This window comes from Herbidospora solisilvae (assembly GCF_009901565.1).
GTDB lineage: Bacteria > Actinomycetota > Actinomycetes > Streptosporangiales > Streptosporangiaceae > Herbidospora > Herbidospora solisilvae.
This window is the reverse complement of sequence record NZ_WXEW01000006.1, coordinates 283,417-297,859: the sequence shown is the minus strand read 5'-3', so window position 1 is coordinate 297,859 and position 14,443 is coordinate 283,417. Positions and strand designations below refer to the sequence as shown.

8 protein-coding genes are annotated in these 14,443 nt (G+C 71.1%); 4 read left to right on the top strand and 4 right to left on the bottom strand.

Features of this window, described 5'->3' with window-relative positions:
- The 4 genes from GT755_RS21380 to GT755_RS21365 all read left to right on the top strand — a co-directional run bounded on the left by GT755_RS21380 (position 1) and on the right by GT755_RS21365 (position 8,974).
- Positions 1-2,010, top strand: coding sequence for a flotillin family protein (locus GT755_RS21380; protein ID WP_161481437.1), 2,010 nt, complete (start codon positions 1-3; stop codon positions 2,008-2,010).
- On the top strand, positions 2,007-6,671 hold the full coding sequence (locus tag GT755_RS21375; RefSeq protein ID WP_161481436.1) for a DNA repair ATPase: 4,665 nt from the start codon (positions 2,007-2,009) through the stop codon (positions 6,669-6,671). Before GT755_RS21380 ends, GT755_RS21375 begins: the two co-directional genes overlap by 4 nt.
- A 312-nt stretch (positions 6,672-6,983) precedes the next feature.
- Positions 6,984-8,000 carry an LLM class flavin-dependent oxidoreductase gene (locus GT755_RS21370; RefSeq protein WP_161481435.1) on the top strand — a complete coding sequence of 339 codons (1,017 nt, stop codon included), beginning with the start codon at positions 6,984-6,986 and terminating at the stop codon, positions 7,998-8,000.
- A gap of 23 nt (positions 8,001-8,023) precedes the next feature.
- Positions 8,024-8,974 carry a nitronate monooxygenase gene (locus GT755_RS21365; protein ID WP_161481434.1) on the top strand — a complete coding sequence of 317 codons (951 nt, stop codon included), beginning with the start codon at positions 8,024-8,026 and terminating at the stop codon, positions 8,972-8,974.
- Here the strand turns inward: GT755_RS21365 and GT755_RS21360 are convergent.
- From GT755_RS21360 to GT755_RS21345, 4 genes are all read right to left on the bottom strand, one after another.
- Entirely contained in the window at positions 8,971-10,011 is a 1,041-nt protein-coding gene (locus GT755_RS21360) for a DUF2293 domain-containing protein (RefSeq protein ID WP_161481433.1), read from the bottom strand. The two genes, GT755_RS21365 and GT755_RS21360, sit on opposite strands and share 4 nt — an antisense overlap.
- Positions 10,008-10,868: a D-alanyl-D-alanine carboxypeptidase family protein gene (locus tag GT755_RS21355; RefSeq protein WP_161481432.1), complete on the bottom strand. Its 861-nt coding sequence runs from the start codon at positions 10,866-10,868 to the stop codon at positions 10,008-10,010. The genes GT755_RS21360 and GT755_RS21355 overlap by 4 nt, the downstream gene beginning before the upstream one ends.
- A gap of 38 nt (positions 10,869-10,906) precedes the next feature.
- Positions 10,907-14,074, bottom strand: coding sequence for a S41 family peptidase (locus GT755_RS21350; RefSeq protein ID WP_161481431.1), 3,168 nt, complete (start codon positions 14,072-14,074; stop codon positions 10,907-10,909).
- 86 nt (positions 14,075-14,160) lie between these two features.
- Positions 14,161-14,388: a hypothetical protein gene (locus tag GT755_RS21345; protein WP_030451064.1), complete on the bottom strand. Its 228-nt coding sequence runs from the start codon at positions 14,386-14,388 to the stop codon at positions 14,161-14,163.
- Positions 14,389-14,443: the final 55 nt, after the last annotated feature.

Here is a 14,443-nt window from a genome sequence, read left to right as displayed (position 1 = left end):
ATGGACGTCATCTCGGCGGGAGCCGGCATACTCATCGCGGTCGTGCTGATCGTCGTCATCGCGCTGGTGATCGTGATCAGCCGGTTGTTCCGCAAGGTCGAGCAGGGCAAGGCCCTGATCGTGTCGAAGGTGCGCCGGGTCGACGTCACCTTCACCGGCGCCGTGGTCTTACCGGTGCTGCACAAGGCCGAGTTCATGGACATCTCGGTGAAGACCATCGAGATCGAGCGATCGGGCCACGAGGGCCTGATCTGCCGTGACAACATCCGCGCCGACATCAAGATCACCTTCTTCGTGCGGGTCAACAAGACCGCCGAGGACGTCGTGAAGGTCGCCCAGGCCATCGGCACCGCCCGCGCCAGCGACGAGTCGACCCTCCAGGCCCTGTTCAACGCCAAGTTCTCCGAGGCGCTCAAGACCGTCGGCAAGCAGCTCGACTTCGTCGACCTCTACACCCAGCGCGACGAGTTCCGTGACCAGATCATCCGCGTCATCGGCACCGACCTCAACGGCTACTCGCTGGAGGACGCGGCCATCGACTACCTGGAGCAGACCCCGCTGTCCAAGCTCGACCCGGCCAACATCCTCGACGCCCAGGGCATCCGCAAGATCACCGAGCTGACCGCGATCGAGCACGTGCGGACCAACGAGTTCCAGCGCAACGAGGAGAAGGAGATCACCCGGCAGAACGTCGACGCCCGGGAGGCCATCCTCGAACTGGAGCGCCGCCAGGCCGACGCCGAGATCAAGCAGAAGCGCGAGGTCGAGACCATGCGGGCCCGCGAGGAGGCGGAGATCTCCCGGGTGCGCGCCGAGGAGCGCCTCAAGGCCCAGGCCGCGGCCATCAAGACCGACGAGCAGATCGGCGTCCAGAGCGAGAACAAGGCCCGCGAGGTCGCCGTCGCCGAGAAGAACCGCGAGCGCGTGATCGCCATCGAGAGCGAGCGGATCGAGAAGGACCGCCTGCTGGAGGTCATCGCCCGCGAGCGGGAGACCGAACTGTCGCGCATCGCCAAGGAGAAGGAGCTCGAGGTCGAGAAGCGCTCGATCGCCGAGGTCATGCGCGAGCGCATCGCGGTCGAGAAGACGGTGGCCGAGCAGGAGGAGCAGATCAAGCGCCTGCGCGTCATCGAGGAGGCCGAGCGCACCCGCCAGTCGGTCATCATCGCCGCCGAGGCCGAGGCGCAGGAGAACCTGGTCAAGGACATCAAGGCCGCCGAGGCCGCCGAGGCCGCGTCCAAGTTCAAGGCGCGGGAGGCGCTGGTGCTGGCCGAGTCGCGCCAGCAGGCCGCCGAGCTCGACGCCCGCGCCAAGATCCGTCTCGCCGAGGGCGTGCAGGCCGAGGCCGCCGCGACCGGCCTGGCCGAAGTTCAGGTCAAGGAGCGCGAAGCCGCCGCGATCGAGAAGGTCGGCAAGGCCGAGGCGATCGTCGAGCGCGAGAAGGCCCTGGCGTCGGCCGAGGGCACCCGCGAGCGGCTGAAGGCCGAGGCCGACGGCGAGCAGGCCAAGGCCGTGGCCGCCGCGATGATGGTCGGGGAGAAGCTGAAGGCCGAGGCCGAGGGTCTCACCGAGAAGGCCGCCGCGCTGGCCGCGATGTCGGACGCGAGCCGCGTCCACGAGGAGTACCGCCTGCGGCTGGAGGCCGAGAAGGAGATCCGCCTGGCCGGGGTCGAGGTGCACCGCAGGGTCGCCGAGGCGCAGGCCGAGGTCCTGTCGGCCGGTCTGTCGAAGGCCAACATCGACATCGTCGGCGGCGACAGCGTCTTCTTCGACAAGCTCGTCGGCGCGGTCACCATGGGCAAGAGCATCGACGGCTTCGTCGAGAACTCCGAGGTGGCCCGCACCCTCGCCGAGCCCTACCTGAACGGCGACGCCAGCCTCAGCGCCGACCTCGCCAAGATCGTGTCCGGGGTCGACTCGGGCGCCGTGCGTGACATGACCGTGTCGGCGTTCCTCGCCACCCTGATGAAGAACGGCGGCGGCCCGGCGATCACCCCGGCCGAGAAGTGACGGGACTCGACGCCGGCACCTACGAGATCCTCCGCGCCCGGCTGGCCGAGCAGGCCAAGGAGCTGGCCGGCCGGGCCGAGGAGCTCAACACCCGGCGCCTGGCGGTGTTCGGCGGCTCGGAGATGCGGCTGGTGGGGACCGAGCGCATCCGTACCGAGAACAACTGCGTGCCCCGGGACGTGGTCTCCGCCGGCGACACCATGATCTTCGGCTACAACGTGTTCATCGGTCTGCGCCCGCAGACCAGCGTCTCCGACGTGTTCTCCTTCCACCACTTCTCGCGCGACGGCGACGCGTTCACCTTCTCCAACTCGGAGAGCGTGTTCGGCGACCCGGCCTTCGAGAAGGACTTCGGCGAGCTCTACCGCTACTACAAGGACACCCGGCTGCTGCAGCTGCGGAAGATCGAGGGCAAGCTCCTGGCGATCTTCCAGACCGGGCCGCAGGACATCCGGGTGCTGCGCTGGACGATGACCACCGACGGCGTGTTGTCCTATCTCGACTCGCGGGGCGAGCGCGACCACGTCCTGCCGCCCTCCCACGACTTCGAGTGGGTCGAGACGACCCGCGACGACCACGTGCTCGGGCGGCACCCGCACATCTCCATCGGTGGCGAGTTGTTCGTCGAGACCGTCGGCGGCGACCTGACCATCAAGGTCGAGAACAACACCGAGTCGGGGGAGGGCGTCTACTCCGAACCGGTCGCCGAGCGGCTGCAGAGCCTCGCCGACGCCGACGTGTTCCACGCGCGGGTCGGGCCGCTGATCCTGCTCAAGATCCGGCCCTACAAGGAGACCGACTGGCGCTACCTGGTCTTCAACACCCGTACCAAGAGCGTGACCAGGCTGGATGGGATCGGGCAGGCCTGCCAGCGGCTGCCCGAGGACCAGGGCGTCATCTTCCCCGGCGGCTACTACCTGACGACCGGCGTGGCCAAGACGTTCGAGACCGACGTGGCCGCGCTGGAGTTCGAGCGGGTCATCCGGGGCGAGGAGGACGTGCTCTACGTCTTCCACGCGCGGGAGGAGGGGCGTTACCTCCTGCTTCCGTACAACGTGATCCGCAAGGAGGTCGCCAACCCGCTGCCCTGCCACGGCTACTCGTTGTTCGACGACGGCACGCTGGTGGTGTTCCGGGGCACCTCCGACGAGCCGTCGCGGGTGCACCCGATGCAGGTGTGGGACACCCCGTTCGCGGTCGAGTCGGCCACCCCGGTCGGCACCGGCCCGCTGGAGCGCATCGGCAACGGCGAGCTGGTCAGGGGCGTCTCCGACTGCCTGTCCGTGGCGCGGATGGTCGGCGAGATGGCGCCCGCGCAGGCCGTCTTCGAGGCGCTGATCGCCGCCTGCGACCGCATCTCCGACGCCTACCACTGGCTCGGCGACCACGACCTGGCCGAGCCGCTGGCCGCCCTGCGGGCGACGGCCGAGCAGGTGCTCGACGAGTTCGAGAACGTGCAGCGCCTCACCGAGGACGCCGCCCAGGCGGTGGCCGAGGCGCACGAGCGTTTCACCACGATCCGCTCGACCGGCGTCGCCCGGCTGGCCGAACTGCGGCAGACCCAGGGCCACCTGGTGACACTGCGCGAGCGCCGGTACGCCGACCTCCCGGCCCTCGACGCGCTCGCCTCGGCCGTCGGGCAGCAGGTCACGGAGACCGCCGCCCAAGTGGTCGCCGACCTGCAGCGCGACGACGCGTTCGCCGGCTTCCACGCCACGGTGTCCGCGCTCGCGGAGGAGGCCGAGGCGATCGCGACCGTGGCCGAGGCGGCGCCGCTGTCGGAACGGCTGGCCGCCCAGTCCGACGGCCTTGAGACGCTGATCGAGGTGGTCGGCACGCTGGAGGTCGAGGCGACCGCCCGCACCGTCATCCTGGAGAAGGTCGGCGCGGTGCTCGCCGAGATCAACCGCGTGCGCGCCACCCTCGACGCACGACGGAGGGAACTCCTCGCCGCCGAGGGCCGGGCCGAGTTCGCCGCCGAGTTCGGCCTGCTCGGCCAGGCCGTGACGGCCGGGCTGACCGGCGCCGACAGCCCCGAGAAGTGCGACGAGCGCCTGGGCCGCCTGCTGCTCCAGATCGAAGGCCTGGAGTCGCGTTTCGGCGAGTTCGACGACTTCCTCGCGCAGCTCGAACGCAAACGCGAGGAGGTCTACGAGGCGTTCTCGGCCCGCAAGCAGACCCTCCTCGACGACCGCGCGCGGCGCGCCGACCGGCTCGCCGAGTCGGCCGACCGCATCCTCGGCACCGTCCGCCGCCGCTCCTCGACGCTGGCCTCCCTGGACGAGGTCAACGCCTACTTCGCCGCCGACCCGATGGTGGCCAAGCTCCGCGCGGTCGCCGCCGACCTGCGGGAACTCGGCGACTCCGTGCGCGCCGACGAACTCGACGGCCGGGTGCGCGCCGCCCGCCAGGAGGCCGGCCGCGCCCTGCGGGACCGCACCGACCTGTTCGACGGCGACACCGTGAAACTGGGCCGCCACCGCTTCGCCGTCAACACCCAGCCGCTCGACCTCACCCTGGTGCCCCACGAGGGCGCGTTGTCGTTCGCCGTCACCGGCACCGACTACCGCGCCCCCGTCACCGGCTTCGACGACACCCGGCCCTTCTGGGACCAACTGCTCGTGTCGGAGACGACGGAGGTCTACCGGGCCGAATACCTGGCGGCGTCGTTGTTCCCCGTCGAGGGCGACGTGGCCGAGGCGGTCCGCCGGGCGGCGGATTCACGGTACGACGAGGGCTACGAGCGGGGCGTGCACGACCACGACACCGTGCGCATCCTCGACGTCGTCACCCGGCTGCACGCCGCCGCCGGCCTGCTGCGCCACCTGCCGTCGGCGCGTGCGACGGCGCAGTTCTTCTGGGCGCACGGCAACCCCTCGGCGACCTGGGAGATCAGGGCCCAGTCCCTCACCCGGGCCAGGGAACTGTTCGGCGGCGGCACCGAGGCGCTCAACGCACTGGCCGAGGAGCTCGCTTCGGCGATCGAGGCCCACGGTTGTCTCGACGGGCCCGCCTCCCTCGCCGCCGACTACCTGATCGAGGAACTCGCCGCCGCCCCTGCGGGATTCGTCACCTCCACGGCGGCCCGGTCCTTCCTCGACGCCTTCCGCGAAGCCCTCGGCCCCGAACGCTTCGCCGCGTTCACCGCCGAACTGTCGACACTCGATCTGCCCGCCCGCATCCAGCTCGCGCGGGCCTGGCTGGCCGCTTTCGGCAAGGGTGAGGTCTCGCCGGAAGTCGTCTCGCTCCTGCTGTGCGACCTGCCGCGCTACGAGTCGGCCGCCACGTTGGACGGCGTCGTCGAAGGACTGCTCGGCGCGCATCCACGCATCCAGGGCCGGTCGATGAAGATCCGGCTCGACGAGTTCCTGGCCCGCACCCGGATCTTCCGGGCGGAGCGGGTCCCGGCCTACCGGGACTACCAGCGCCGCCGCGCCGAACTGGTCGCCGCGGAGAAGAAACGCCTGCGCCTGGACGAATACCGCCCCAAGGTCATGGACTCCTTCGTCCGGAACGCCTTGATCGACCAGGTGTACCTGCCGCTGATCGGCGACAACCTGGCCAAGCAGCTCGACCACGGGATGGGATTGCTGCTGCTGATCTCCCCGCCCGGGTATGGCAAGACGACTTTGATGGAGTACGTCGCCAGCCGCCTGGGCCTGGTGTTCGTCAAGGTCAACGGCCCCGCCCTCGGACACGAGGTGACCTCCGTCGACCCCGCCGACGCGCCCGACGCGACGTCGCGGTCGGAGGTGGAGAAGATCTCGTTCGCCCTGGAGATGGGCAGCAACGTGCTGCTCTACCTGGACGACATCCAGCACACCTCGCCTGAGCTGCTGCAGAAGTTCATCTCGTTGTGCGACGCGCAGCGGCGGATGGAGGGCGTGTGGAACGGGACGGCCCGGACGTATGACCTGCGGGGCAAACGATTCGCGGTCTGCATGGCCGGCAACCCGTACACCGAGTCGGGGCAGGTGTTCCGGGTGCCCGACATGCTGGCCAACCGGGCCGACGTGTGGAACCTGGGCGAGGTGCTGAGCGGCAAGGACGACCTGTTCGCGCTGAGCTACATCGAGAACGCCCTGACGGCCAACTCCGTGCTGGCCCCCGTGTCCGACCACGGGGAGGTCGAGAAGCTGGTGCGGCTGGCGCGCGGCGAGGGCAGCGCCGACCAGCTGTCCCATCCGTACAGCACGGTGGAGCTCGACCAGATCCTCAGCGTGCTGCGGAAGATGCTGCGGCTGCAGGAGGTGGTGCTGGCCAACAACCGCGCCTACATCGCCTCCGCCGCCCAATCCGACGCCGGCCGGACCGAACCTCCCTTCTTGTTGCAGGGGTCGTACCGGAACATGAACAAGCTCGCCCAGCGGGTGGTGCCGGTGCTGTCGGACGCCGAGCTGGAAGCGATCATCGACGACCACTACCTGGGGGAGGCCCAGACCCTCACCTCCGGGGCGGAGGCGAACCTGCTGAAGCTGGCGGAGCTGCGGGGGGTGCTGACGGACGAGCAGAAGGTCCGGTGGGAGGAGGTCAAGGCGGCCTACCGCAGGGCGAAGGCGATGGGCGGCGAGGACGACGACCCGACGACCCGGACCGTCTCCGCCATCACCCACCTGGCCGACCGCCTCGGCGGCGCGATCACCTCCCTGAAGGACCGATGACCTGGCGCTCCGCAGAGGAGATCCGCGACTACCTGACGAGATCGCCCTCCGGGTCGTCTTCGACCACTACGCCTACGTCGACGGCAGGGAGGAGACGTGGAAGGGGGAGCTGGAAGCGATGCGCTCGCGGGGCGCATTCGCGCCGACCGGCGTGCAGGGAGCGATCAGGTACGTCTTCTGAACCCCTGACGGAGATCCGACGGCAGCTCTCCTGACGACTGGGCATGGTCGAGGAGCGCTACACCGCCCCGGAGTGAGCACGCCGACGGGTCCTGGGAGGATGGTCTCCTACCGTGCCACTGGGGGTGTCCGTTGACCTCGCGACCTCTGCGCAAGCTGGGTTTTCTCACCATCGGCCTGTTCGACGAGGCCGACCCGCGCCGGGGCCACGAGTCGACGCTGGAGATCATCGAACTGGGCGAGCGCCTGGGCTTCGACAGCGTCTGGGTCCGGCACCGCCACTTCCAGTACGGCATCTCCTCGCCGGTCGCCGTGCTGGCGGCGGCCTCCCAGCGGACCAGCCGCATCGAGCTCGGCACGGCCGTCATCCCGCTGGGCTGGGAGAACCCGCTGCGGCTGGCCGAAGACCTGGCGACCCTCGACGTGCTGTCGGGCGGGCGCCTCAACCCAGGCGTCAGCGTCGGGCCGCCGATGCGCTACGACGAGGTCAAGGACGCGCTCTACCCGGCCAGCGCCGACACCGAGGATTTCAGTTACGAGCGGGTCAGGCGGCTGCTCGGCTTCGTGCGCGGGGAGAAGGTCACCGGCTTCAGCGGCGTCGACGGGTTCGAGGTGTTCTCCGACCGGGTGCAGCCCCACTCTCCCGGCCTGGGGAAGCGGCTCTGGTACGGCGGCGCCAGCCTCGGGTCGGCCCGGTGGGCCGGGGAGAACGGGATGAACTTCCTGACCAGCAGCGTGGTCAAGGCCGAGGAGTCGGAGGACTTCGCCGAGGTGCAACTGTCGCACATCCGCGCCTTCCGGGCCGCCCACCCCGACGGCGACCGCGCACGTGTCTCCCAAGGGCTCGTCGTCGTCCCGACCGACTCCGCGACCCCGGAGCAGCGGGCCAAATACCTGGAGTTCGCCCAGAAGCGCCTGCCCCGGACCGCGTCGCCCCAGGGGCCGGCCCGCATGATGTTCGCGCCCGACCTCGTCGGGACCTCCGACGAGATCGCCGAGCGCCTGCACGCCCACGCCGCCTACCGGGAGGTCGACGAGGTCGCATTCGCGCTGCCGTTCACCTTCGATCACGACGACTACGTCCAGATCCTCACCGACATCGCGACGAGACTCGGTCCGGCCTTGGGGTGGCGGCCCGGCGGCTCGTAGGCCGGCCGGGTCATGATGATCACATGGCATTGACGACGAGTTTCACCAGGTTGGTCGGGGTGCGGCAGCCGATCGTGTCCGCGCCGATGGCCTTCTCGGCCGGTGGGGAGTTGGCGGCGGCCGTCTCGCGCGGCGGCGGGTTCGGGTTCGTGGGCGGCGGATTCGGCGTTCGCGACTGGCTCGAACGGGAGTTGCCGATCGTCGCCCACAGCACCCGGGAACCATGGGGCGTCGGGTTCGTGTGCTGGGCGGCCGACGTGGCCGGGGTCGAGTACGCCCTGGAGTTCGGCCCGGCGGCGGTGCTGCTGTCGTTCGGCGACCCGACCCCGTTCCTGCAGCCCATCAGGCGGGCCGGGGCGCTGCTGATGATCCAGGTCACCGACCTGACCGAGGCCAGGCAGGCCTTGGACGCCGGGGCCGACGTCATCGTGGTCCAGGGCACCGAGAGCGGCGGCCACGGCGCGCGGAAGGGCCGCTCGACGTTGCCGTTCGTGCCCACCGTGGTCGACATGGCGGGCGACACGCCGGTGCTGGCCGCCGGGGGGATCGCCGACGGGCGCGGGGTGGCGGCCGCGCTGGTGCTCGGGGCGGCCGGGGCACTGCTGGGCACCCGCTTCCAGGCCACCGCCGAGGCGATCGTCGACTCCGCGATCAGCAAGGCCATCGTCGAGAGCCAGGGCGGGCAGACCGCGCGCAGCAGCGTGCTCGACATCGTCAAGGGAGTCGACTGGCCGGAGAAGTACGACGGGCGCAGCCTCGCGCACCCGTACATCGACCGATGGCACGGCCGGGAGGCCGAGCTCACGGGGGAGACCCGGCAGGCGGCCAGGGCCGAGATGGCGAGCGGCGCCGTCCCGCCCGCCGTCTGGGCCGGGGAGGCCGTCGACCTCATCGGCGACCTGCCCTCGGCCGAGGACCTCGTCGCCGCCTTGGCAGCGGAGGCCGAAGAGGCGCTCGACCGGGTCCGGCGCTAAACCGGTGCGGCCCGCCACGACTCCAGGACCGCGTCGATCCGGTCGCGGATCTGGGCCCGCGCCGTCATCCGGGGCACGCCCTTCATCAGCAGTTCGTCGTAGGCCGTGTCCTTGTGGCGGACCGAGGCCACCACCGCCAGCGTGATGGCCGACTCGTCGAGGACCTTGGCCGCCGACGTGCGCCCCACCCGGCCGCTGCCGCGCACCGCCGCGTGGGCGGCGATCTCGTCGGCTCTCGGGCAGCCGGGGAACAGGCGGAGGATCTCGGCCGCCATCCGGGCCTGGAACTCGACGTCCTGGTGGGCGCGGCGTTCGGCGTCGCGGTCGCGGCGGCGGGCGCGGAGTTCCTCGTCCTCCAGGCAGAGTTCCTCGGCGCGGGCGAGCGCGGCCTCCTCGACCAGGACGCCGCGTCGTTCGAAGCGCTTGCGGCGGGGGTTGTACTCGACGACGACGGCCGACAGGCCGCTCTCCTTCTTGGCACGGCGGCTGAGGGCCGCGTTGCCGGCCGGGAGCATGACCAGATGGTCCATGTCGGCGCAGGTCAGGCAGTGGGGAGAGGCGTCTTCCATGATCAGGTAGGGGCCGGTGTCGCGGCAGCCGGCGCAGCGCCACGGCTCCTGGGGGACCAGCACCCGCAGGTCGGGCGGGCGGTTCTGGGTCTCGGTCAGGCGGCGGCGGCGCGCCTCGGACATCGCGGGGCTGATCCACTGCCGGTGGAAGTTCCGCTCCTGCTCCTCCGAGCCGTCGCGGGTGAAGCGCAGCGCCGAGCGGTCGCGGCTGCCGGAGACGTAGACGGTCTCCCCGGCGATCAGGCCCTTGTCGCCCGCCCATTCGGCCAGCAGCGCCGCCGCGTCGGTCATGCGGGCGGCGTCGACGGCGGCCAGTTCCTCCAGGGAGCCCGCCCGGCCCTGCCGCCAGCTCTCGATGTGGCGGTGGTGGACCCAGCGCAGGCCCGTCAGCACGTCGACGACCGTCACGTATTTGCGGGTCGCCAGCGCGATCTCGGCCGCCTCGGCGACCCGTCGTCCCAGTCTCATCGGGTGAGGGCCGCCCGGTGGACGTCCCGGGCCAGCCGGGTGATCTTCGTGACGGAGTCGGACCAGCGGGAGGTCTGCGTGGTCAGGATGACCTCGATGTAGCGGTCACCGGAGCCGACGACGCCGGTCGTGTGGAGCACCGCGTTGCGGAAGTCGACGGGGGCCGGGGCCGTGTAGGAGGCGGCCGCGCCGTTGCCCTTGCAGCGGACCGGCGGGACCGTGCCGTAGCCGGACCAGCCCTGCTTCACCGCCCACGGCCGGGCGACGCCGCGCGGGATGCCGAAGTACTGGTCGAAGCCGTCGCTGCCGCACGGCCCGGCCTGCCGGAGCTGGCCCATGATCGTGTTCCGGACCGTGGGGGAGGCCTGTTCGAGGATGTAGCGGTAGACCTTGGCGATGTCGAGCGCGCTGATCGCGGTGTAGCCCCAGAAGCCCGGCTTGCCGGCCGGGGGCGGGCCCGAGTCGGTCAGCCTGAGCTTCTTCGCCACCCGCTGGATGATCTTCCCCTGGCCGCCGAGCGACCACAACCGGGTCGCCGCGTCGTCGTCGCTGACCCGCAACATCGGCTTGAGCAGCGCCAGGTCGGGCTTCTTCACCCGCTCCAGGTGGTCGATCGCGATCATCAGCTTCACGACGGAGGCGGACCGGAAGCGCTTGTGGGGGTTCCTGCTGACTGTGATCTTCTTCTGGACCCGGTCGTACACGACATAACCGGTCGTGACGCCGGAGGGCACGCCGACCGGCTTCGGCGCGAGCTCCGTGGTCTTCGCCGCGGCCGCCTTCTCGACGGCCGTCTTCACGACGGTCGTCCTCCCGACGGCCGCGTCGCCACCGGGCGCGGCGGAACAGGCGGTCACTAAGAGCAGGGATACGAGTAGCAGGCGCGGCACCCGGCCTACGCTAGCCGACCCCGACCACGGCGATCGTCGCTTTCCCGCCAGGCGGCCACCCGGGGCGGCAGCGTGGGCACCACCCGGCGGGGGCGGTCGGCCGGGTTGGCGGTGTGGGCGGGGGTCCGGCCGAGGCGGTCGAGGGCGATCTCGACGGCCCGTTCGAGCTGGGCGTCGACCCCCATCGCGTACTCCTGGGGGGTGATGTCGACCTCCACGTCGGGGTCGGCGCCGTAGTTCTCCACCCGCCAGCCGACGTCGTCGAAGGCGAAGGAGAACTCGGGCTGCGTGGTCAAGGTCCCGTCGGCCAGGCGGTGGCGGGGCCAGACCCCGACGACCCCGCCCCAGGTCCGCCTTCCGACCAGGGTGCCCAGTCCGAGCAGCTTGAAGGTGTGGCAGAAGATGTCTCCGTCGGACCCGGCCCACTCGTTCGTGAGCCCCACGATGGGCCCGCGCGGCGACTCGTCGGGGTAGGGCGCGGGCACGCCCCAGCGCGGGAAGTCGTAGCCGAGCCGCCGCCGCGACAACTTCTCCAGCAGCAGCGCCGACACGTTCCCCCCGCCGTTGAACCGCACGTCGACGATGAGGGCCTCGCGGTCGTATTCGGTCAGGAAGCCCCGGTGGAACTCGGCGAAGCCCTCGGGGCCCATGTCCGGGACGTGCACGTAGCCGACGCGGCCGTTCGTGTGCTCGTGGACGAGACGGCGGTTGCCGTTGACCCAGTCGCGGTAGCGGGCCGGCTGCTCGTCGCAGAGGGCCCGGACGACCACGAGGTGGTATTCGTCGTCGCGCTCGATGGTCAGCTCGACCTCCTCGTCGGCGAGGTTCACCAGCAGCCGGCCGGGTGAGGCGTCGGGGCCGACGGGCATCCCGTTGATGGCGGTGACGACGTCGCCGGGGGCCGCGTCCACCCCGAGGCGGTTGAGCGGCGAGGTGGCGAGCGGGTCCCACGGGTCGCCGGTGACGATGCGGCCGATGATGTAGCGGCCGTCCTCGTAGAGCCAGTCGACGCCGAGTTTGCCCTGCCAGTAGTGGGGGCGGTCGCGGTACTCGCCGCCCGACTCGAAGGCGTGGGAGGTGCCGAGTTCGCCGAGCAGCTCCCACAGCAGGTCGGAGAACTCGCCCCGGGTGCCGACCCGGTCGACCAGCGGCAGGTAGCGGGCGTAGACGCCGTCCCAGTCGATGCCGGCCATGTCCTCGTCCCAGAAGTTCTCGCGCTGGAGCCGCCAGGCCTCGCGGAACATCTGCCGCCACTCCGCCTCGGGCGCGACCGACACCTTCACGCGGTCGAGGTCGATCCAGCCGTCGTTGCGGTCGCTCTCGTCGTCCTCCGACGGCGACTCCCCGGCCTTGACCACGCGCAGCCGGTCGCCCGACCGGTAGAGCAGGGTCGAGTGGTCGCGGCCGAGGCTGAAGTCGGCCACGTCGGAGACGAGCTCCTCGGCCTTCTGCTTGGCGAACTCGTAGCAGTGGAGGGTGGAGGCGTGGTCGCCGACCACCGGGGTCGTGGTGTAGATGACCTTGCCCTTGAGGCCCGCGACGCGTTCGTAGCGGTTCTCCTCGACGGGGAAGGCCACGATCCGGTGGGGCAGGCCGTCGGTGTGGATCTCGAAGTCGGGCTCCTCGTGATCCTCGTGGTCGAGCGGCCGGGGTTCGGGCACGAACGGCGACCCGACCCCCTCGCGCAGCGCCACGGCGTAGGGGCGGGTGCCCATCGGGAAACCCAGGTCGAACTGGAGCTCGTCGTAGACCGGGTTGAACACCCGCTGCCCGATGAAGTAGAGGTAGCGGCCCTCGGGGTCGAAGGCGGGCCGCCGGTCGACCAGCACGGGGTCGGTCGCGGGGGCGATCTCGCCGGTCTCGGCGTTGAACAGCTTGATGATCGTGGTCTGCCGGGCGACCGGGCACGCGTACGCCAGCCACGTCCCGTCGGGCGACCACGCCGGGTCCTCGATGGCGCCGAACGGGCTGGCCTCCACCTCGGTCACCGTCGCGCCGTCGTCGTGCAGCTCGACGACCAGCAGTTCGTTGCGGTGGTTGGTGACGGCGAACCGGTCGCCCCTGGGGGAGACCTCCAGCTCGGTGATCCGGCCGGTGTCGGCGTCGTCGAGCCTGACCGGGCCGTCGTGGGACAACACGACCAGCACCTCGCGGTCGCCGTCGTCGCTGGCCGCCGCGACCAGCCGTTCGCCCTCGTCGTCGAGCCAGGTCAGGAACCGGTAGCGGACGCCGTCGGGCTCCCCGTGCTGGAGCACGGGCCCCTCCCAGCAGGCGAAGGAGAAGGCCTTGCCCCGCGTCGTGACGGCCAGCCGGGAGCCGTCGGGGCTGAGGGTCGCGCTGTCGAGGTAGGCCGCCGCCGGCACGAACCGGCGGTTGCGCTGGGTCAGCGAGCTGCCGAGCCGCACGTCGACGCGGCGCGGCTCGTCGGCCCCGGGGTCGAGCAGGAACAGTTCGGCGCCGCAGTGGTAGACCAGCCGGCGTCCGTCGGAGGACAGGTTGCGGGCGTAGTAGTCGCCGTGGTCGGTGTGCCGGCGCAGGTCGTCGCCGTCGGGGGAGCACGAGTAGACGTTGCCGACCCCCTCGTGGTCGGACAGGAAGAAGACGCGGTCGCCCACCCAGCAGGGCGAGGCGAGGTTGCCCGGCAGGGCGATCAGGCGGCGGAACCGGCGCGCGCCGATCCACAGGTCACCGACCGTGCCGCCCCGGTAGCGCTTCCAGCGGGCCGGGTCGGAGGTGTTGCGGCCGAGCACGATGCCGCCGGGGCCGTAGGTGATGGCGGAGGCGGGGCCGTACGGCAGCGGCTCCGGCACGCCTCCCGGGACGACCCGGTGCAGCCAGCGGTAGCCGTGGAAGGGCTGGCCCTCGTCGCCGGTGTAGACGATCGCGCCGTGCGGGTCCCAGCCGGTGACCTGGCAGTCGGCGCCGTGGAAGGTGAGGCGTTCGGCCGCGCCGCCGTCGGCGGGCATGACGTACACCTCCTCGGGCCCCTCCTCGCGGCCGACGAAGGCGATCTGGGTGCCGTCGGGGGACAGGCGCGGGTAGGCGGCCTCGGCGACCCCGGCGGTCAGCCGGAAGGCCCGGCCGCCGTCGGCGTGCACCATCCAGAGGTCGTCTTCGGCGGCGAACACCACCACGTCGCGGAAGATCGTGGGAAAGCGCAGATAGCCCGCCATCCGTCCCTCCCTGAGAAAGCGGAACAGGCCCGGGGAACGGGTCGCCCCCTTCCCCGAGCCTTCACCTCAGACCCCCACTAGGCGGGTCAGTGGTGCTGACCACCCTGGCGCTGCTGATGCTGCTGCTGCGAGGAGTGCCCCGGCTGCTGGCGCTCCCCACCGCCCATGCGGTTGCCCATCGAACCGCCCCCCATGCCCTCACGCTCGGGACGGCCGTCGCCGCCCTCGCGCTTCTCCTGCTTGGCCGCACGCTGGTCCTTGATGGTGGCGCGCTTGGCCTTGCCCGAGACCTTGGGCTGGCGCTTCTGAGGCATTTCAGCCATATTTTCCCCCGAAAGTGGCTTTGATGGCCCTATGTGGGTCATCGAT